This is a genomic window from Mycobacterium simiae (assembly GCF_010727605.1).
In the GTDB taxonomy this organism is placed as follows: Bacteria; Actinomycetota; Actinomycetes; order Mycobacteriales; family Mycobacteriaceae; genus Mycobacterium; species Mycobacterium simiae.
The window spans coordinates 1,012,559-1,032,596 of sequence record NZ_AP022568.1; the positions used below are offsets into that span (position 1 = coordinate 1,012,559).

Below are 20,038 nucleotides of genomic sequence, written 5' to 3' on the forward strand. Positions count from 1 at the left end.
ACCGCCATGGCGGGGACCATCGAGGCGCCGTTTTTCGGCAGCCACTGTCCGCTGCAAAGCTAGGGATGTCGCCACCGCCGGTCTACCCAGATAGCGCGCTGGTTGTCCGCACAGCGCGGACAACCACCATGCATGCCGCTCCGGGTGCGACGAGGAAACGGTCGGCCAGGAGGAACCTGGAGCCGCACCGGAAGTGTGACCGGGCAGCAGGTATCCGCGATGAGGTGTTATCCCGCGATCAGGCTCGGCGATTCGAGCCCGCGTGTCCTACAGCATGCAGGACACGCAGCCCTCGACCTCGGTGCCTTCCAGCGCCATCTGCCGCAAGCGGATGTAGTACAGCGTCTTGATTCCCTTGCGCCAGGCATAAATCTGCGCCTTGTTGACGTCGCGAGTGGTGGCGGTGTCCTTGAAGAACAGCGTCAGGCTCAGCCCCTGGTCCACGTGCTGGGTGGCCGCGGCATAGGTGTCGATGATCTTCTCGTAGCCGATCTCGTACGCGTCCTGGTAGTACTCCAGGTTGTCGTTGGTCATGTACGGCGCCGGGTAATAGACGCGCCCGATCTTGCCTTCCTTGCGGATCTCGATCTTGGACGCCACCGGGTGAATCGAGCTCGTCGAGTGGTTGATGTAGGAGATCGACCCCGTCGGCGGAACGGCCTGCAGGTTCTGGTTGTAGATGCCGTGCGCCTGCACCGACTCCTTCAACCGCTTCCAATCGTCCTGGGTGGGAATGCGAATCCCCGCATCGGCGAAAAGCTGACGCACCTTGTCGGTCACCGGCTCCCACACCTGCTCGGTGTACTTGTCGAAGAACTCCCCCGAGGCGTACTTGGACCGCTCGAAACCACCGAACGCCCTTCCCCGTTCGATCGCGATGCGGTTCGACGCCCGCAGCGCGTGATACAGCACGCAGTAGAAGTAGATGTTGGTGAAGTCGATGCCCTCTTCGGAACCGTAAAAGATGCGCTCCCGGGCCAGGTAGCCGTGCAGGTTCATCTGCCCGAGACCGATCGCGTGAGATTCGTTGTTGCCCTGCTCGATTGACGGCACCGACTTGATCGACGTCTGGTCACTGACCGCGGTCAACGCGCGGATCGCCACCTCGATGGTCTGCGCGAAATCCGGTGAGTCCATCGCCTTGGCGATGTTCAGCGAGCCGAGGTTGCATGAAATGTCCTTGCCCACCTTGGCATACGACAGGTCGTCGTTGAACTCCGAGGGCGTCGACACCTGCAGGATCTCCGAGCACAGGTTCGAGTGGGTGATCTTGCCGTCGATGGGGTTGGCCCGGTTCACCGTGTCCTCGAACATGATGTAGGGGTAGCCGGACTCGAATTGCAGCTCGGCGAGCGTCTGGAAGAACTCCCGCGCCTTGATTTTGGTCTTACGGATGCGCGCGTCGTCGACCATCTCGTAGTACTTCTCGGTCACCGAGATGTCGGCGAAGGGAACGCCGTACACCCGCTCGACGTCGTACGGCGAGAACAGGTACATGTCCTCGTTCTTCTTCGCCAGCTCGAAGGTGATGTCGGGAATCACCACACCCAGGCTCAGCGTCTTGATGCGGATCTTCTCGTCGGCGTTCTCCCGCTTGGTATCCAAGAAGCGGTAGATGTCGGGGTGGTGCGCATGCAGGTACACCGCACCGGCGCCCTGGCGCGCACCCAGCTGGTTGGCGTAGGAGAAGGAGTCCTCGAGCAGCTTCATGATCGGGATGACACCCGACGACTGGTTCTCGATGTTCTTGATCGGCGCACCCTGCTCGCGAATGTTGCTCAGTAGCAACGCAACTCCCCCGCCACGCTTGGACAGCTGCAACGCCGAGTTGATCGACCGCCCGATCGACTCCATGTTGTCCTCGATGCGCAGCAAAAAGCAGCTCACCGGTTCGCCGCGCTGCTTCTTGCCCGAATTCAAAAACGTCGGGGTGGCCGGCTGGAACCGCCCGTCGATGATCTCGTCGACCAGCTTCTCGGCCAGCGTGGTGTCGCCGGCCGCCAGGGTGAGCGCCACCATGACGACGCGGTCCTCGAAGCGCTCCAGGTAACGCTTCCCGTCGAAGGTCTTCAGCGTGTAGGACGTGTAGTACTTGAACGCACCCAGAAACGTCGGGAACCGGAACTTCTTGGCGTAGGCCCGGTCCAGCAGCGTCTTGACGAAGTTGCGCGAGTACTGGTCGAGAACCTCACGCTCGTAATAGTTCTCGCGGATCAGGTAGTCGAGCTTCTCGTCCTGATTGTGGAAGAAGACGGTGTTCTGGTTGACGTGCTCGAGGAAGTACTGCCGCGCCGCCAGTACGTCTTTGTCGAACTGAATCTTGCCGTCCTTGTCGTACAGATTCAGCATCGCGTTCAGCGCGTGATAGTCCGTTTCTTCGGGCAACACGTGCGGGCCGGCGGTTACAGGCTCTGCAGCGACGGTTGGTGGCACGTCTGTTCCTTCCAGAAGTCGATCAGGCCCGCCCGGACGGCGTCCACGTCGTCCGGGGTGCCCATGAGTTCAAAACGGTAGAGATAGGGGACGCCACACTTGCGGGAAACCACGTTGCCCGCGTACGCGAATTCGGCGCCGAAATTGTTGTTGCCCGCCGCGATGACGCCGCGGATCAACGACCTGTTGTGCTCGTTGTTCAAGAACGTGATGACTTGCTTGGGGACATAGCCGCCGTTGTTGATGTCCGGTGTGGCCTTGCCGCCGCCGTACGTCGGCAAGATCAACACATACGGGTCGTCGACCTCGATGCGGCCATGCAGGGGGATCCGCGTGGCGGGAACACCCAGCTTCTGCACGAAGCGGTGGGTGTTCTCCGACACGGAGGAGAAGTAGACCAGTGACGATCGCGAGCCCGGCGCTGCCGGGCGCTGCGGGTCGTCACCCATCCAACCCAGTGACGATCGCGAGCCCGGCGCTGCCGGGCGCTGCGGGTCGTCACCCATCCAACTCAGGTTGCGTTCGGTGACCTCCATCGCACCGCAACCCCCTTACTTGCTCATCTACTGCGCTAGGCGCTCAGCGCGGCTCCGGCGAGCGCCTTGATGCGATCGGGCCGGAACCCCGACCAGTGCTCGTTGCCCGCCACGACGACGGGCGCCTGCAGATAACCCAGCGCCATCACGTAGTCGCGCGCCTCGGTGTCCAGGCTGATGTCGACCGTCTCGTAGGCGAGGCCCTGCTTGTCGAGCGCCTTATAGGTGGCGCTGCACTGCACACATGCCGGCTTGGTGTACACGGTGATGGTCATAGGAGCCGCTCCTCTGCGGGAAAGAAGGTCGAGACGTTTGCTATGGACTGGCAACTGCTGGGGGCACCGCATCTCCGCTATCTTCAGCGATCCGCCAAGCCCCAGGATTCCCGTCCTACGGCCCTGGGGACCGAAGCGCTCGGCTTCGCACCTTCGAGCCGATTACGGGAGGTTCTCTGGGCCCTGACTGCCTTGACTGGCTTGCTGAACCTGGGATCTGTCGGCCTTCGAAACACTACACCTAGTGGCTGACAAGATCTCGAGATACAAGATGTTCTGAATAACAATTTTGAAATTCCCAGGTCGTAAGCCCTACCGCGTGTTGCCACCCCGGCGTGTCGCAGATCACAAAGTTGGTTCGGCCCGTTCATGACTACGGATATAGCAGGGGCCACCGACAACCCCGCCGGGGTTCGCGCGGGACACCGCCGCCGCCGACCGCTAGCAAAGCCGCCAGCACCAACTGGCGGCTTTAGCTATTAACTTGCGGGAACGCTGCTGGTCATCCGGTGACCGGCTTGTTGGATACGGCCAAGTCAGCCCACTTCGGCGGTGAGCTTGCCGAGCGCATCGCGCACATTGGCCACCAGTTCGGCGTCCTCGGCCGGCGCCTTGCCGTCCAAACTGCCGAACGGCACCGACAGTTTGATCGACTCCACGACCCGCGCCCCGGCGATCCCGAAGGACTTGCGCGTCTCGTCGTGCGCCCAAACTCCGCCGTAACGACCGAAGGCCCCGCCGATCACAGCCAGCGGCTTGTCCTTCAGCGCGCCGTTGCCAAAGGGGCGCGACAGCCAGTCGATCGCGTTCTTCACAACCGCCGGGATGCTCCCGTTGTATTCGGGCGTCACCACCAATGCCGCGTCCGTCCCGGCCGCCGCTTCACGCAGCGCCACCACCGGCGGCAGGGCCGTGGCGTCGGCGTTCATCGCGTCGTCGATCTCTTCGTTATAGAACGGAAGCTCCCCCAGCCCCTCGAACACGGTGACGGTGACACCGTCGGGAGCGACTTCAGCCGCAAGTTCGGCGATCTTGCGGTTGAGCGACGCCACCCGCAGACTTCCCACCAACGCCAAGACCTTGATCTGTGCCACTGCTCCATCTTCCCTTCGATTGTTGGTCGCCATCTTCGCACGGATAAAGCGGACTATAGTCCGTTTTATTCCATCGGCGTTAAAGTGCAGTGATGAGCGGTGTCCAACGGCTGGGCGACTTGCCCCTGTCGGCTCGCGAGCTGCCACAGGAACGGGGCGATGCGGCACGCAACCGTGAGTTGCTGCTGCACGCGGCGCGGCGGCTGGTTAGCCAGTACGGTGCGGACGCGGTCACGATGGACGACGTTGCGGCGGCCGCCGGCGTCGGCAAGGGCACGCTGTTTCGTCGGTTCGGCAGCCGGGCCGGCCTGATGATGGTGTTACTCGACGAGGACGAACGCGCCAGCCAGCAGGCGTTCCTCTTCGGTCCCCCGCCGCTGGGGCCCGACGCGCCGCCGATGGATCGGCTGGTCGCCTTCGGCCGATCTCGCCTGTGCTTTGTGCACGCCCACCACGGACTGCTGTTGGCGAGTAGGGGCGATCCGCTGAACCGCCACATCGGGGCGGCCGCGGTGCAGCGCACCCACGTGCGGGTGCTATTACAGGCTGCACAAACCAGCGGCGATCTCGAGGTACAGGCCGATGCGCTGCTGGCCCTGCTCGATGTGGATTACGTTGAACACCAACTGAATTACGGCGGGCACACTCTCGACACCCTCGGCGACGCCTGGGAGAGCTTGGCGCGCAAGCTATGTGGCCGGTGATCTGATCACATGGACGCACCGGCACCGAAATGGGTCCTGCACGTCGACCTCGATCAGTTTCTCGCGTCAGTCGAGTTGCGCCGCCATCCGGAGCTGGCCGGGCTGCCCGTTATCGTCGGTGGCAGCGGCGATCCCACCGAAGCGCGCAAGGTCGTCACGTGCGCCTCCTACGAGGCCCGTGAGTTCGGGGTGCACGCGGGCATGCCGCTGCGTACCGCGGCCCGGCGCTGTCCTCCAGATTCAGGAGTCACCTTCCTGCCGTCGGATCCGGCCGCCTACGACGAGGCGTCGGATCAAGTGATGGGATTGTTGCGGGATTTCGGCCACCCGGTCGAGGTGTGGGGCTGGGACGAAGCCTACATGTCGGTGACGGCAGCCGATCCCGTCGAAGTCGCCGAACAGATTCGCGCCGTTATCTTTTCAGAAACGAGGCTGTCCTGTTCGATCGGCATCAGCGACAATAAGCAGCGCGCCAAGGTAGCCACCGGGTTCGCGAAGCCCGACGGTGTCTTTGTACTCACCGACGCCAACTGGATGGACGTGATGGCCGACCGTCCGGTCGACGCGTTGTGGGGGGTGGGCACGAAGACTGCGAAAAAGCTTGCGGCGCTGGATATTAACACGGTCCGAGTACTTGCCGACAGCGACGCCGAGCTGCTGACGTCCACCTTCGGGCCACGGACCGGCCTGTGGCTACTATTGCTGGCCAAGGGCGGCGGCGACGCGGAGGTCAGTGCCGAACCGTGGGTCCCGCGCTCCCGCAGCCACGTCGTCACGTTCCCGCGCGATCTGACCGAGCGTTTCGAAATGGATTCCGCGATCGCGGAATTGGCGAGTCGGGCACTGGAGGAAGTCGTGGCTTCGGGCCGTGTCGTCACGCGGGTAGCCGTCACCGTGCGCACCGCTACGTTCTACACCCGCACTAAGATTCGCAAGCTGCCCGCGCCCACCACCGATCCTGCCGTGATCGTGGCGGCAGCGCGCACCGTCCTGGGCCTTTTCGAACTCGACCGGCCGGTCCGGTTACTGGGGGTGCGACTCGAGTTACTGATGCCGGCCTAGCTGGGCCGGGCTGGAAGCTGATTGCCCGCCTCCTCCTCAGGCCGCCGTGCGGCCTGCATCGTCACCGGGCTGGAAGTTCATTGCCCGCCTCCTCCTCAGGCCGCCATGCGGCCTGCATCGTCACCGGGCTGGGCCGCAGGGCGCGGGTGAAGACGACGTTGACCTGGCGCATCACGACGCTGTAGGGCCACCAAGCCAGCCGCTTGAACGCGTAGAGCGCCCGGATGTCCTGGGAGGTGTATATGAGGTATCGGTTCTTCGCGACGCCGGCGAGGATTTTTTCGGCCGCTCGTTCTGGCGACACCGCGTGCCCGCTGAATCGGTCGACCCACCGAGCAACCTTGGGATCGTCGCGGTTGACGCCCGCGATCTCGACGGTGTCGACCAGCGGCGTCTTCACGGCACCGGGCACCACCAGCGACACCCCGATGCGGTGTCGGGCCAGGTCGAAACGCAGCACCTCGGACACGCCGCGCAACCCATACTTGCTGGCGCTGTAGGCCGCATGCCACGGGAGCGCGACCAGCCCGGCCGCCGACGACACGTTGACCAGGTGCCCACCGCGGCCGGCCGCGATCATCGGCGGGACGAACGACTCAATGACGTGGATCGGACCCATCAGGTTGATCGAAACCATCTTGGTCCACTGTTCGTGGCTCAGCCGGTCCACGGTTCCCCACGCCGATACCCCGGCGATGTTCATTACCACGTCCATGCTCGGGTGCGTGGCGTGGATGTCCCTGGCGAAGCCCACGACCGCGTCGTGGTCGGCGATGTCCAGCGCCCGGTGTGTCGGCACCAGGGCACCCAGCGCCCTGGCATCGGCCACGGTTTGCGCTAATCCGTCGGCGTCGCGGTCGGTGAGGAACAGCTCGGCGCCCTGGGCCGCCAGCCGCAATGCCGTGGCCCGGCCGATGCCGCTGGCCGCGCCGGTGACCAGACTGCGCTTGCCCGCGAAGTAACGCGAGGATCTCCGCTGCGCCATGACGGTGACGATACCGACGGTACCGGGCTACCCCCGGCCGCCACCCCACAGGGAGTTCAGCCATAACTGCTCGAGAAGGCGGACGCGACGGTCGATGTCGTCGTCGCCGCGGCCGATGAAGGCTGGGTCGCCGGTCAACAACATCGCGGTGGTACCGGTGAGGGTGCGCACCAGGGTCGGGATGTCATCGCTGATCGGATTGGCGGTCCCGGCCTTTATCTCCGCCTCGACGACGGCGACGATCTCGTTCACCACGACCTCGAACTGCTGCTCAAGCATGCCCTGGATTTCGACGTCGGTGTAGCGGGCGGCGTTACAGGCCGCCATCACCGGGTCGTTGTGTGCGTAGACGGCGGCGGCACTGCCCACCATCCGCTTCGCGAACTGCTCGGGTGACTCGTCGGGCCCGCGGGGGGCGAAGAATTGGGTGAGTTCTTCCAGCTCCTGGGTGGCCTCGGCGACGATCTGTGCGAGCACGGCGTATTTGGAGTCGAAGTAGAAGTAGAAGCCGGATCGGCCCACTCCGGCGCGCAGACTGATGGTGCTGACCGACAGCTCGGAAAACGGGCGTTCCTCCAGGAGTTCCCGCACCGCCTGCATGATCGCCTGCCGGTGTTTGTCGCCGCGACGCCGCGTGGCTGGCTCGCCCCGCTCCGCATGGCCGCTCATCCCGCGGCCTTGCGCCATGGCGTCCGAAGCATTCCCTGACCTTGCACCACGGCGCACAAAAAGCAAACTTGACAGCCGTCAACTTTTTGTCGAAGGTTAGTGTCAAGTGACGGATATCACCGATTCAGGGTCCGCAAAGGAGCGTCCATGCCCGCCACCATCAGCACCCCGCATTACCTGCTCGACCAGGCACGACGCCGGTTCACGCCGTCGATCAACAACTTTCCCGGCATGGGGATCGTCGAGCGCAGGCTGCTGAACACCGACTTCCCGGAGCGCAAGCTCGCCGAGCCGCCGCCGGGCAGCGGGCTCAAGGCCGCCGTCGGCGACGCGGGCCTGCCGGTCATCGGGCACATCATCGAGATGCTGCGCGGCGGCCCGGACTATCTGTTGCACCTGTATCAGACCAAGGGCCCGGTGGTGTTCGGGGATTCCCCGGTGCTGCCGGGCATTGCGGCCCTGGGCCCGGACGCCGCCCAGGTCATCTACTCCAACCGGAACAAGGACTACTCCCAGCAGGGCTGGGTGCCGGTAATCGGTCCGTTCTTCAATCGCGGCCTGATGCTGCTCGACTTCGAAGAGCACATGTTTCACCGGCGGATCATGCAGGAGGCTTTCATCCGCTCCCGCCTGATCAGCTACGTCGAGCAGATGGACCGAGTGGTCTCGCAGACGATCGCCAACGACTGGGTGCCCAATGACGCACGCTTCCTGCTCTACCCGGCAATGAAGGAACTGACGCTCGACATCGCGTCGATGGTGTTCATGGGCCACGAGCCGGGCACCGACCACGAGCTGGTGACCAAGGTCAACAAGGCGTTCGCGATCACCACGCGCGCCGGCAACGCGATTATCCGCACGCCCGTGCCGCCGTTCACCTGGTGGCGCGGCCTCAAGGCGCGCGAGTTACTGGAGAACTACTTCCGCGAGCGGGTCAAGGAACAACGCGCGAATCCCGGGACCGACCTGCTGTCGGTGTTATGCGAAACCGAAGACGAGGACGGCAACAAGTTCAGCGACGACGACATCGTCAACCACATGATCTTCCTGATGATGGCCGCCCACGACACCTCGACGTCGACGGTTACCACGATGGCCTACAACTTAGCCACGCATCCGCAGTGGCAGCAGCGCTGCCGCGAAGAATCCGACCGGCTCGGCGACGGACCGCTGGACATCGATGCCCTCGACAAGCTGGAGACGCTCGATCTGGTGATGAACGAGTCGATCCGGCTGGTCACTCCCGTACAGTGGGCCATGCGACAGACCGTGCGCGACACCGAGCTGTTGGGCTACTACATCCCGAAGGGCACCAACGTCATCGCCTACCCCGGCGTGAATCATCGACTGCCCGAATTGTGGACTGACCCACTGAAGTTCGACCCCGAGCGGTTCACCGAGCCGCGCAACGAACACAAACGGCACCGCTACGCCTTCACACCGTTCGGCGGCGGGGCCCACAAGTGCATCGGGATGACCTTCGGGCAGTTAGAGATCAAGACGATTCTGCATCGCCTGCTGCGCCGGTACCGGTTGGAGCCGCCCCGCCCGGGCTACAAGTGCGAGTGGGACTACGGCGGCATGCCCGTGCCGAAAGACGGCATGCCGATCGTGTTGCGTCCGCTCTGACCTTCTTTAGACGGCGCTGGAGGGCCGGATTCAGTCCGTCAGCCGATTGGCGCATGCGATCAGCGCGGACAGCGCCGACTGGGTCGGGTCCTCGGCGAGGCCCATCGCCCACTCGGCGCGAGTGCCGTTGCTGCCGCAGATGAACGTGGCGGTGCAGTCGGTCGACGTCATCTGATGGAACTTGAGTGTCTCGATGGCGATGCCGCGCTCGTGCAGCATTGCGGTGAGTGCGGCGATCGGCCCGCTGGCGGCCGCGGTGCAGGTGCTGACGGACTCGCCGACGGAGATCATCGCCCGGAAGTTGCGGGCCTGGGTGCCCAGACGCGCCGCGGGTCGCTCCGCGTCGGCGCACTTCCAGTGCCGCAGCCGCAGTCGGCCGGCGGCCTGGCCGTACGTCGCGACGAAGCTCTCCCAGCTCATCGCGTCGGCCCGATGTCGAAGACTGCGCGGCATCGGGACCCCGAAGTGGTCGCCGAACCACGTGCCTGCGTCGCGCGGCTGCCCGGCCACGCAGGAGGGGTCCAGCTCAGCGGGGGCGAAAGGCTGGGAAAGAGGCCCGGTGAGAGGCTGTGTAAGAGGCATGGTGTCGGTCTTCTCTGGTCAGTAGGAGCGACCGACGGTAGTAGCTTCCGACCCACAGCGGGGGGTCGGTCTGGATCAGACCCCGCTGCGGGTGCTGGCTACTACGGCACTCTTCAGAAGACGCACGAGCGCGACACTAGACCTCAAAGCCGCGATTGCGCAAATTGTTTTCACTGGGGAGGTTTACATGTGTCGAATAATGGTTACCCGGTTTGTCGCCTTGGTCTCCCACATGACGACGCATCCCCTCCGATGAAAGGCATCGACAATGACGTCGACGAGAGTCGAGAAGGTCCGCGAGGCCGCAGAGGTGGCCATCGGGCTGCTTCAGGTGCTGCTGGTGCCGGCACGCTTCGCATGGCCACGGCGGCGGGTGGCAGCCGCCGACGACGCACCCCCGACATGCCCACCGCTGCCTCGCTCCGAACCGCCCCAGCAACCTGCGGCGTGATGTCCACCCGACTACTCAGCTCCCTGATGAAAGGGCGACGACAATGAAGTCGGCAAGTGCCAGGAGAACCGGCAGAGCCCTCGTGGCAGCGACGGTCCTGATCGCGGTGTTGCTGATTCCCGGTTGTTCTTCAGCAGTGGGCGGCGCTGGCGGCGACGGTGGGCTGACTATCAGTCTCCCGATTTAGTGAGCTAGCGGGGCGTTTCGACGGCCCCTCGCAGGGTGTCGCCGACGGTAGTGCGCGCCCGTTCCCATCGTCGTGATCAGTTTGCTGAATGCCGTTGCGGCACAGCGGGTATGGCCAGCGCGTGCCGGATACCAAATTGGCGAAAAATTCCCGTTTACACGTGTGTAACAGCGGGTACATGGCCTATTGTCATTGACCGTACGACGATTTTGTCCCCCCTCTCGGAAAGGCACGACGATGAAGTCGCACCGCGCGAAAACTACTGTGAAGACGGCCGCAGCTGCGCTCGGTCTAGCTGGAATAATGCTGGCATCCAGCGGATGCTCGACGGCGGCTGGTGGCGCCGGCGGTGGCGGCGTAATCGGTGGTGGCAGCGGCGGCGGTATTTGCGTGTTGATCGTCTGCATTTAACTGTGCGGGCAAGACGGCCCGCCGGGAACTTCGGTTCCTGGTGGGCCGTCTTCCTGTTCAGCCCACCGGCCCGGACGAGGGAGTCATCCGCAGATAGGCCTGGATCGTCGTCCCGGTACTCCCGGTGTGGGTACGCACCAAATCCGAGATGGCATTGACCAGAAATAATCCGCGGCTGGCCGGCCCGGTCGGGCCGGGGTCCAGGCGTCCCACCAGTGGGTCGTCGAGCCGGCCGCTGTCGCGCGCCTCGCACACCAAATAGTCGTCGTCGCGCCAAAAAGCCAGCCGGCATGCGCCGTCGGTGTACATCAGGCTGTTGGTGGCCAGCTCGGTGGCGACCAGTTGCAGATCCTCGATGCCGTCTTGGGACAGGCCTACCCAGCCGGCGTAGTTCACGGCGAACGACCGCGCCGGTTTCAGGTCGTCCGACTTACGCACCATGTACGTCACGGCCCCCGGGTTCGCCGGCAGCGGCTGGTTGCACCGCGCCAACACCTCACCGGGTGCGTAGTCGGGGCTGTCGTGGAGGGCACCGCCTTCGTACAGCGTCGGGTGCGTGGCGCGTGCGCTCGCGAGGATGTCGTCGCCCAGCCGTTGGGCGTCGAACAGACACAACACGGTCAGCGGCCGCCCGTCGAACGCGCTGTTGACCAAGGCCTCGTGTTGTGTGCACGCCACGAATTCGTCCGCGCTCCGGCCGGGCCAGAACACCTGGCTGACGATCCGCGCGGGCCGGTCGACATTCTGCTGCGCGAAAGAGCCTTCCACCGCCAAGAAACGACTCGGGTTGCGGCCAACCTCGGCAATGTCGACCAGCTGTAGACCAGACGTCGACCCGTGCCCGCCCAACGCCTTTCTCAGCAACGCCAGGTACTCACCGGGAACCGCGACGAGTACCGGTTCATCCGTTGCCAGGCCCTCGAGAATAAAGGGCACGACCGCGTCTACGTACTCCAAATGAGAGCGGAAAAGAAAGGCCGAGTGGACGAAGGCGCGATATCCGTTTCCCGTGCCCGTCGTCACCTCGGCGCTCCCGCTTTCCATCATTACCAATGCCAACCCCCTGCCGGACCGGCCGTCTTGCTGCGTATGTCGCGCCCCATTACCCATCCCAGTACCCCGCACGCGCCGTCCCTATGCAGGGAACACATCACAAACCGGCCTCGACGGGCAGGGCCTCGCTCACAGCCACCAGGACGCGGCGGCATCGAGGTGACGACGCATGCGGTAGCGCGCCAAGCTGTCATCGCCGGCCTCGATCGCCTCGATGATCCGCAGGTGGGCATGCTCGACGGCGACGAGGTCGGTGTGGGCGGGCGGCTCCTGACCCGTGCTGGACCAGTGCCGGCGAAACAGCTCAACGATGATCCGCAAAAACAGGTCCAACAGCGCGTTGCCGGCCAGTTGGGCCAGCCCGACGTGGAACCGGCCCTCTTCCCAGCTCGCCTGATGCACGTCATCGCCACCGCGGGCGCCGTGATCGAGTGCGGACCGGTGCAGCCGCAGAAAGCCGGTCACCTCGGGTTCGGCCCGCCGCTCGACGACAGCGGCCACGTTGTCGATTTCGATCGCGTCCCGCACGCACCGCAGGTCGTCGCGGCTCGGTTGGCGGAACTGCAGGTACAACGCGATCGTGTCGATGCTGGCCTGCGCATGGGGAGTGGTGACAATCAGACCGCCGCCGGGTCCGCGGCGCATGTGCGCGACCGAGTGGTATTCGAGCAACCGCACCGCTTCCCGCAGCACCGCACGACTCACCCGATAGCGCTCGAGCAGCCCGGTCTCGGTGCCGAAGACCTCACCCTCACGCCAGCCGCCGGAGCCGATCTCGTCGCCAATGGCGGCCGCCAGGACCTCAGCACGCTTGCCGTGCGGGACTTCCGCGTCGGCCGGCCGGCGCCTGCGGCCGCCGCGGTCGCGCGGGCGCACCGAACCGCCCGGGTAGTGCTGCTGCAGCCAGGCGGTCACCGCTTCGACATGTCGCTGCGACAGCGTCATGGCGCGGGCAGCATCGCCGGCGGTTACCGCGGCGACGATTTCGGCGTGATCGCTGTGCATGTGGTCGAGGGCTTCGATGGCTTCACTGTCCGAGTCGGTTCGAGACCGAAGAGCGTAGCGCGCGGTCAGCCTCGTCAGTACGTCGATAAACAACTGCAACACCGGGTTTTTCGACTGCTCGGCGAGCGCGATGTGGAACTCGTCGCGCGGCGCGGGCAGATCCGGCCGCCAGTGCTGCGTCGCGCGCAGCCGCTGGATGCCGGCCTCGTCGATCCGTTCCGCCGCAAGCGAGGCCGCCAGCGGCTCGAGCACCAGACGCGCGTTGAGCAGATCCGTGAGCGTGGTACCCAGGTACTCGAGATAAATAACCACCGCCCGGGTCGCCGGCCCCGCGTCGGGCTCACTGATCAGCAGCCCGCCACCCGGCCCGCGCCGCATCCGAGCCACCCGATGGTGCTCGACGAGCCGGACGGCCTCGCGCAGCACCGAGCGACTCACTCCATAGCGCTGTTGCAGCGCGGGTTCTGAACCCAGCGATTCCCCGACGGGCCACCCGCGGCGAACGATGTCCGCCTCGATCTCGCGGGCAATCGTCGCGGCCAGCTTCTTCGTCTCGCCCAGGCGCGGCGCTGGGCTTACCTGAAGCTCAATGCTGGACTCCCGCAACCGCTGTCAACACGTGAGCAGCATGCAACCGGCGACCGGGCCGCCACCCACGGACACCACACCGACCTCGGGACGTCGAGTCACCTGCCGCTCCCCCGCGTCGCCGCGCAGCTGCAGGCACCCTTCGTGCAGCGCCCAGTAGCCGTGCATGCGTCCGGCCGATAGCTGGCCACCGTAGGTGTTCAGCGGCAACTGGCCGTCCCTGGCGATCCGCGCGCCGCCCTCGACGAACGGACCGGCCTCGCCGTCACCGCAGATTCCCAGCGCCTCCAGCCACGCGAGGGCGAGATAGGTGAAGCCGTCGTAAAGCTCGGCAATTGCGAGGTCGGCCGGCGTCAACTCGGTACGCGACCACATCTGGGCGGCGGCGTCCGACATCGCCATCTTCGGGTAATCGTCACGGTGAAACCAGCCGCCGGCACCGTCGGCTCCGCCGACGGCCTCCACCCGCACCGGCCGGTACGGACAATCGGGGCCGTACTCGGCGTTCGACACCACCACCGCGATCGAGCCGTCGATCGGCACGTCGCAGTCCAACAGCCCGAACGGCGTCGACACCAGCCGTGACCCCAGGTAGTCGGCCATGGTCATCGGGTCGCGGTACACCGCGCGCGGATTCAGCGCGGCATTGCGTCGGCCGTTGAGCGCCACCCACCCCAGCTGTTCCTTGGTGGTCCCATACAGCTCCATGTGGCGACGGCAGTTCAGCGCCAGCCAGTTTGCGGCCGAATACGCTTGGGCCGCAACGAGATCGTTGACGTCGTCCATCGCCCCGACGGCCGGGCGCTCCTCCCCCTCGGGCGTCTCGAACATCCGCGCCAACGGCGGGGCCGGGGCGTTCTCTTCCTGCTTGACCGGCACCGTCCCGCCGAGCATCTGAATGGTTCGGTACACCACCACGTGCCGGGCCCGTCTCTCCGACACCGCGCGACAGGCCGACATGACCGGGCTCAGCAGCCCGCCGGTGCCGAAACCGCTGCCACAGTCGGCCGCGTCGATCCTCAACTCGGCGTTGACCTCGGCGGCCGGGGTGTCGCCCAGCGTGGCGATGCCGTCGATGTCGGCGGGCGCGAGGCCGGCGTCGGCGATCGCGGCCCGCACCGCCTCCATCGTCAGGTCCCGGCCCGGGATGCCGGTACGGCGGCCGATCCGGGAAATGCCTAGACCGGACACGATCGCGTCTTTTTCGAAATACGTCACCTGCACCGCCCGCCAGAGGAGAACCGCTCTACGCACCTGTACGCACCGCAAACAATAGAGTGTACTGTATTGCCCGTGTCAGCCGACTCACCGCTACTGATCGAATATTGCGACGACTGCTGCCGCTGGGTGCATCCCGCGGCCGGGGTCTGCCGGCAGTGCGGCGCCACGCTGGCCGCGCGTCCCGTATCGGGACAGGGCACGGTGTTCACCTATACGGTGAACCATCATCCGTACAACCCGGAGATTCCGGTTCCGTATGTGATCGCCATCGTGGAGCTCGCCGAGCAGAGTGGACTGCGCGTGGCCGCCAATATCGTTGACTGCGAACCGGATTCGGTGACCTGCGGGATGGCAGTCGAGCTTCGCGCGGACCGGGGCGCCGGCGGGGCACCCCGGTTCGCACCCGCTGGCTAGTTGATCAGCGGGTCGCGCGGCATGCCGAGAATCCGCTCCGCGATCTGGTTTCGGGTGACCTCCGACGTGCCACCGGCGATCGCCATGCCGCGGGCGCCCATGATCAGCCGGCCCGGTGCCGCACCGGCCCCGTCCACCAGCGCAACTTCGGCGCCAGTCAGGGCGGCCATGATCGCCGCGCCCTCCACCATGTGCTCGGCGAGCTTGAGTTTGGTGACGTTGCCTTCCGGGCCCGGGCCCGACCCTTCGACACTGCGGGCCACCCGGCGTAAGTTGAGCAGCCGCAGCGCGGCCTCGTTGGCCAGGTAGGAACCGACCCGAACATCGGCCCCCGCCAACCGCTCTGGGTGTTGGCGGGCGAGCTCGACCAGGGCGGTCGCCAGCCCCTCGTAGAAAGACCCGCTGCCGCCGATACTGACCCGTTCGTTGCCCAGCGTCGCGCGCGCGACCGTCCACCCCGAATTGGGCGTCCCCACGACGTCTTCGTCGGGGACGAACAGGTCGTTGAAGAACACTTCGTTGAAGTCCGAGCCGCCGGTGATCTGCCGCAACGGCCGCACCTCGACCTCGGGCGCCTTCATGTCGACGATGACCGTGGTGATACCGGCGTGCTTAGGCGCATCGGGGTCGGTGCGCACGGTGGCCAGGCCCCGGGCGCAGTAATGCGCACCGCTGGTCCACACCTTCTGGCCGTTGATCCGCCAGCCGCCCTCGACCCGAGTGGCCTTCGTCTTGATGGATGCGGCGTCCGAGCCTGCCTCGGGTTCGGAGAACAGCTGGCACCAGATCTCGTCCTTACGCAACGCCTTTTCGACGAATCTTTCGATTTGCCAGTCAGTTCCGTGCTGAATCAGGGTCAGGATCACCCACCCCGTGATGCCGTAGTCGGGCCGCTTGATGCCGGCGGCACGGAACTCCTCCTCGATCACCAACTGCTCGACCGCGTCCGCGGCCAGGCCCCACGGCTTGGGCCAGTGCGGCATGACATAGCCGGTCGCGATCAGCTTGTCCCGCTGCGCCGCTTTGTCCAGCGACGCGATAGCGGCGGCGTCGGCCCGGATCCGGGCCCGCATCTGCTCGGCCTCCGGCGGCAGGTCCAAACTGTTGTCGCGTACGACGCCCGCGGCGGTGCGGTCGAAAACATCGCGGGCCGGCGCGTCGCCACCGAACAGCGCCCCCGTCACCAGAGCGCGGCGCAGATGCAGATGCGCATCGTGCTCCCAGGTGAACCCAATGCCGCCGTGCACCTGAATGTTGAGCTCGGCGTTGCGGGCGTAAGCCGGAAAGGCCAGTGCGGCAGCAACACCGGCGATCAGCCGGAATTGCGCTTCGTCTTCGGACGCCGCGCGCGAGGCATCCCATACTGCCGCCGTCGCCGACTCCGCGGCCACCAGCATGTTGGCGCAGTGATGCTTGACGGCCTGGAAGGTCGCGATGGTGCGGCCGAACTGCTGGCGCACCTTGGCGTATTCGACGGCGGCGTCGACGCAGTCGGCCGCCCCGCCCACTGCCTCAGCGGCCAGCAGAACCCGCGCCCGAGCCAGCGCCGAATCCCGCGCCCCCGTGACGATGTCGTCGGCACCGATGCTGACGTCGCGCAACCGGACCCGCCCGGAACGCCGCGTCGGGTCGAGGTTGTCGGGCACCTCGACCGATACGCCGGAACGGCCGCGGTCCAACAGCACCACGTCGTCGCCGGCGGCGATCACCAGCAGATCAGCCAGACCCGCGCCCAACACGACTCCGGCGTCACCGTCGGCGACTCCGTCGGTGATCTGCACTTGGCCGCCTAGGCCGACGCCCGCGGTGACCGAGCCGTCGATCAGGCCTGGCAGCAACCGCGACTTTTGTTCGGCGGTACCGTCTTTGGCGATCAAGGCCGAGGCGATCACCGTGGGGACGAACGGACCCGGGGCCACCGCGCGGCCGAGCTCCTCGACGACCACCACGAGTTCGGGCAACCCGAACCCGGAGCCGCCGTGTTCCTCGTCGATGTGCAGGCCGAGCCAGCCGAGCTCGACGATGCCGGGCCAGAACGCGGGCCGGGCTTCCTCCGGCGAGTCGAGCAGCGCCCGCGCCGCGGCACGCGCCTTCTGCGAAGTCAGGAAAGACCGAGCAACCTCGGCGAGCTCGCGATGATCGTCGGTCAGTGCGATACCCATGGGACCTCCTCGCGCCCGTGCCCGCCCCGCATCGTCGCCGGGTGGTCAGCCGCCCCGCTCCGAGGGAGAGCGGGGCGGCTGCCTAAAGAGTGTACTTATTGCGAACGGGCCGGTGCCGAGGGTCTCTACTTGGGCGCGAACCGCTGGCCCGCGTCCAGCCGCAGGCACTGGCCGTTGAGCATCGGGTTGTCGACGATGGCCACCGCCAGCTTGGCGTATTCCTCGGGTCGGCCCATCCTCTTGGGGAAGGCCGCGTCCCGGGTCAGCGTCGCCGCCATCTCGTCGGGAACCATCGACGTGAGGCCGGTGAGGAACAGGCTCGGAGCGATCGCCAGCACCCGAATACCCAGCGATCCCAGGTCGCGCGCCATCGTCAGGCACATGCCGGCGACGGCCGCCTTGGCGGCGGTGTAGGCGACCTGCCCGATCTGTCCTTCGAAAGCGGCGATCGACGCCGTGTTGATGATGACACCGCGCTCCTCGTCCTCGGGTTCGTTCTTGGACATGTGCGCGGCCGCCAACCGACTGATGTTGAACGTGGCGATCAGGTTGAGGTCGATCACCTGTTGGAAGGATTCGAGGTCGTGCGGACCCGACTTGGTCAAGGTGCGCTTGGCGATGCCGCCGCCGGCGGTAGTCACGGTGATGTGCAGGCCGCCGAGCTTGTCGACCGCCGTCTGCAAGGCCTGCTCGGTGCCGGTGAAGTCGGTGACGTCGACCGGGTAGAACGTGCCGCCCCCGCCGCTGAGGCCCTCGGCGACCGTTTTGCCGTCGGAACCCTCGCGGTCGAAGATGGCGACGTCCGCGCCACGTTCAGCGAGCATCTCGGCCGTGGCGCGGCCCATCCCCGACGCACCGCCGATGACGACGGCCTTCTTCCCATTGATCTCCATCCGGACTTCTCCTTTGGTTGTCAGATCCTGCGCAATCTGTAACGTTACGTAGGCACGCTAGCGTGTTTGTGTCGCAGGGTTGTCACCGAGCCATGCCAAGCTGGCGACCGTGCTCCTACACGAGGTGGTCGCGACGTCGATCGACGTCGGCGCCACGTCGTCGCGGCTGACCAAGATCGCGCGCATCGCCGACCTGCTCACCCGCACCGCACCCGACCCCGCTGTCGCGGCAATCGTCGTCTCCTGGCTCTCCGGTGAGCTGCCGCAACGCCAGATCGGCGTGGGCTGGGCGTCGCTGCGCACCCGCCCGCCCCCGGCCGCGCGATCCACGCTCACCGTCGCCGGCGTGCACGCCACATTCACCGACATCGGCGCGGTCTCCGGCAAAGGATCGCAGGCCCGCCGCGCCGCACTGCTCGGATCGCTGTTCGCCGCCGCGACCGACCCCGAGCAGACCTTTCTGGCGCGGCTGCTCAATGGCGAGCTGCGGCAGGGCGCGCTGGCCGGGATCATGGCCGACGCCGTCGCCAAGGCCGCGGGCATCCCGGCCGCCGCGGTACAGCGCGCGGCGATGCTCGGCGGGGATCTGCCCGCCGTCGCCGCCGCTGCCCTGTCCGGCGGAGCGGCCGCGCTTGATGCGTTCACGCTGCGGGTGGGCCGGGCGGTGGGGCCGATGCTGGCCCAGCCGGCGGCCAGTGTGGCCGACGCGCTCGAACGGCATGGCGGCACAACGATTTTCGAGGCGAAGCTGGATGGCGCGCGGGTGCAGATCCACCGGGCCGGGGAGGCGGTCACGGTCTACACTCGAAGCCTCGACGACGTCACCGCTCGGCTGCCCGAGGTGGTGGAGGCCACGCTGGCGCTGCCGGTGCGCGACCTCATCGCCGACGGCGAGGCGATCGCGCTGCGGCCCGACAACCGGCCGCACCGCTTTCAGGTCACCGCGTCGCGGTTCGCGCGATCCGTCGATGTGGCCACTAACCAAGCCGCGCAGCCGTTGTCGGTGTTCTTCTTCGACATCCTGCACCGCGACGGTGTCGACCTGCTCGACGCGCCGACCACCGAGCGGCTGGCCGTGCTGGACGCGCTGGTACCGGCACCACAGCAAGTCGACCGGCTGGTGACGTCCGACGCCGCGGCCGCGTCCGCTTTCCTCCAGGCCACCCTGGCCGCTGGCCACGAAGGAGTAATGGCCAAGGCGCCCGGCGCGTCGTATCAGGCCGGCCGCCGCGGGGCGGGGTGGCTCAAGGTCAAGCCGGTGCACACCCTCGACCTGGTGGTGCTGGCCGTCGAGTGGGGTTCTGGACGCCGCCGCGGCAAGCTCTCCAACATTCATCTGGGCGCGCGCGATCCCGCCACCGGCGAATTCGTCATGGTGGGAAAGACTTTCAAAGGGATGACCGACGCCATGCTGGATTGGCAGACGGCCCGATTCCGCGAACTCGCCGTCGGACCGACCGATGCCGACGTCGTCCAGGTCGTGCAGCTGCGCCCCGAACAGGTTGTCGAGATTGCCCTCGACGGCGTTCAGCGCTCGCCGCGCTATCCCGGCGGGGTGGCGCTGCGGTTCGCCCGGGTCGTTCGGTATCGCGACGACAAGAGCCCGGCCGAGGCCGACACGATCGACAACGTCCGTTCCCTGTACTGAATCTCACAACCGACTTCGTCCCCGGCATCATAGGGT

At 66.2% G+C, this 20,038-nt stretch carries 18 protein-coding genes and 1 pseudogene; 7 read left to right on the top strand and 12 right to left on the bottom strand.

Features of this window, described 5'->3' with window-relative positions:
• Positions 1-267 precede the first annotated feature (267 nt).
• Positions 268-2,433, bottom strand: coding sequence for a class 1b ribonucleoside-diphosphate reductase subunit alpha (gene nrdE, locus G6N33_RS04580; RefSeq protein WP_081662217.1), 2,166 nt, complete (start codon positions 2,431-2,433; stop codon positions 268-270).
• Positions 2,403-2,882, bottom strand: coding sequence for a class Ib ribonucleoside-diphosphate reductase assembly flavoprotein NrdI (nrdI, locus tag G6N33_RS04585; RefSeq protein ID WP_044513057.1), 480 nt, complete (start codon positions 2,880-2,882; stop codon positions 2,403-2,405). The genes nrdE and nrdI overlap by 31 nt, the downstream gene beginning before the upstream one ends.
• Between nrdI and G6N33_RS27350 the strand changes: the two are divergent.
• A pseudogene (locus G6N33_RS27350) lies at positions 2,834-2,944 on the top strand (hypothetical protein); the annotation flags it as partial. The gene nrdI and the pseudogene G6N33_RS27350 overlap by 49 nt on opposite strands.
• 60 nt (positions 2,945-3,004) lie before the next feature.
• Here G6N33_RS27350 and G6N33_RS04590 read toward each other — a convergent pair.
• Both G6N33_RS04590 and G6N33_RS04595 read right to left on the bottom strand, forming a co-directional pair.
• Positions 3,005-3,244 carry a redoxin NrdH gene (locus G6N33_RS04590; protein WP_044510476.1) on the bottom strand — a complete coding sequence of 80 codons (240 nt, stop codon included), beginning with the start codon at positions 3,242-3,244 and terminating at the stop codon, positions 3,005-3,007.
• Between the two features lie 536 nt (positions 3,245-3,780).
• Positions 3,781-4,338 carry an NAD(P)H-dependent oxidoreductase gene (locus G6N33_RS04595; RefSeq protein ID WP_231382594.1) on the bottom strand — a complete coding sequence of 186 codons (558 nt, stop codon included), beginning with the start codon at positions 4,336-4,338 and terminating at the stop codon, positions 3,781-3,783.
• A 92-nt stretch (positions 4,339-4,430) separates the two neighbouring features.
• Here G6N33_RS04595 and G6N33_RS04600 point away from each other — a divergent pair, with 92 nt between their 5' ends.
• Positions 4,431-5,042, top strand: coding sequence for a TetR/AcrR family transcriptional regulator (locus G6N33_RS04600; RefSeq protein WP_044510472.1), 612 nt, complete (start codon positions 4,431-4,433; stop codon positions 5,040-5,042).
• Between the two features lie 9 nt (positions 5,043-5,051).
• A complete protein-coding gene (locus G6N33_RS04605) occupies positions 5,052-6,104 on the top strand; it encodes a DNA polymerase IV (protein ID WP_044510470.1) in 1,053 nt (350 codons plus the stop codon).
• 61 nt (positions 6,105-6,165) lie between these two features.
• Here G6N33_RS04605 and G6N33_RS04610 read toward each other — a convergent pair whose 3' ends face one another.
• Both G6N33_RS04610 and G6N33_RS04615 read right to left on the bottom strand, forming a co-directional pair.
• A complete protein-coding gene (locus G6N33_RS04610; protein ID WP_044510468.1) occupies positions 6,166-7,089 on the bottom strand; it encodes an SDR family oxidoreductase in 924 nt (307 codons plus the stop codon).
• Positions 7,090-7,116: 27 nt separating this feature from the next.
• Entirely contained in the window at positions 7,117-7,758 is a 642-nt protein-coding gene (locus G6N33_RS04615) for a TetR/AcrR family transcriptional regulator (RefSeq protein ID WP_044510466.1), read from the bottom strand.
• 147 nt (positions 7,759-7,905) lie between these two features.
• Between G6N33_RS04615 and G6N33_RS04620 the strand changes: the two genes are divergently transcribed.
• Positions 7,906-9,387 (top strand): cytochrome P450, encoded by a 1,482-nt coding sequence (locus tag G6N33_RS04620; RefSeq protein WP_044510464.1) that lies wholly within the window; start codon positions 7,906-7,908, stop codon positions 9,385-9,387.
• Between the two features lie 30 nt (positions 9,388-9,417).
• On the opposite strand, the gene G6N33_RS04625 is transcribed toward G6N33_RS04620, so the two are convergent.
• The gene (locus tag G6N33_RS04625; protein ID WP_231382593.1) at positions 9,418-9,840 is read right to left on the bottom strand and encodes a 2-isopropylmalate synthase; all 423 of its coding nucleotides are present in this window, start codon (positions 9,838-9,840) and stop codon (positions 9,418-9,420) included.
• A gap of 397 nt (positions 9,841-10,237) precedes the next feature.
• Between G6N33_RS04625 and G6N33_RS04630 the strand changes: the two genes are divergently transcribed.
• A complete protein-coding gene (locus G6N33_RS04630) occupies positions 10,238-10,420 on the top strand; it encodes a hypothetical protein (protein ID WP_044510461.1) in 183 nt (60 codons plus the stop codon).
• Positions 10,421-11,075: 655 nt separating this feature from the next.
• On the opposite strand, the gene G6N33_RS04635 is transcribed toward G6N33_RS04630, so the two are convergent.
• The 3 genes from G6N33_RS04635 to G6N33_RS04645 form a co-directional block, all read right to left on the bottom strand.
• On the bottom strand, positions 11,076-12,065 hold the full coding sequence (locus tag G6N33_RS04635) for a sensor histidine kinase (RefSeq protein ID WP_044510459.1): 990 nt from the start codon (positions 12,063-12,065) through the stop codon (positions 11,076-11,078).
• Between the two features lie 135 nt (positions 12,066-12,200).
• Positions 12,201-13,682: a FadR/GntR family transcriptional regulator gene (locus tag G6N33_RS04640; protein ID WP_408632763.1), complete on the bottom strand. Its 1,482-nt coding sequence runs from the start codon at positions 13,680-13,682 to the stop codon at positions 12,201-12,203.
• Positions 13,683-13,688: 6 nt separating this feature from the next.
• Positions 13,689-14,882: a thiolase family protein gene (locus tag G6N33_RS04645; RefSeq protein WP_044513055.1), complete on the bottom strand. Its 1,194-nt coding sequence runs from the start codon at positions 14,880-14,882 to the stop codon at positions 13,689-13,691.
• A gap of 69 nt (positions 14,883-14,951) precedes the next feature.
• Here G6N33_RS04645 and G6N33_RS04650 point away from each other — a divergent pair, with 69 nt between their 5' ends.
• Positions 14,952-15,299: a Zn-ribbon domain-containing OB-fold protein gene (locus G6N33_RS04650; RefSeq protein ID WP_408632764.1), complete on the top strand. Its 348-nt coding sequence runs from the start codon at positions 14,952-14,954 to the stop codon at positions 15,297-15,299.
• Here G6N33_RS04650 and G6N33_RS04655 read toward each other — a convergent pair.
• Complete coding sequence (locus G6N33_RS04655; RefSeq protein ID WP_044510455.1) at positions 15,296-17,461, bottom strand: acyl-CoA dehydrogenase; 2,166 nt, start codon at positions 17,459-17,461, stop codon at positions 15,296-15,298. The two genes, G6N33_RS04650 and G6N33_RS04655, sit on opposite strands and share 4 nt — an antisense overlap.
• Before the next feature lie 125 nt (positions 17,462-17,586).
• Positions 17,587-18,354: an SDR family NAD(P)-dependent oxidoreductase gene (locus tag G6N33_RS04660; protein WP_044510453.1), complete on the bottom strand. Its 768-nt coding sequence runs from the start codon at positions 18,352-18,354 to the stop codon at positions 17,587-17,589.
• 109 nt (positions 18,355-18,463) lie between these two features.
• On the opposite strand from G6N33_RS04660, the gene G6N33_RS04665 reads away from it, so the two are divergent.
• A complete protein-coding gene (locus G6N33_RS04665) occupies positions 18,464-20,002 on the top strand; it encodes an ATP-dependent DNA ligase (protein WP_101528518.1) in 1,539 nt (512 codons plus the stop codon).
• The last annotated feature ends 36 nt before the right edge of the window (positions 20,003-20,038 follow it).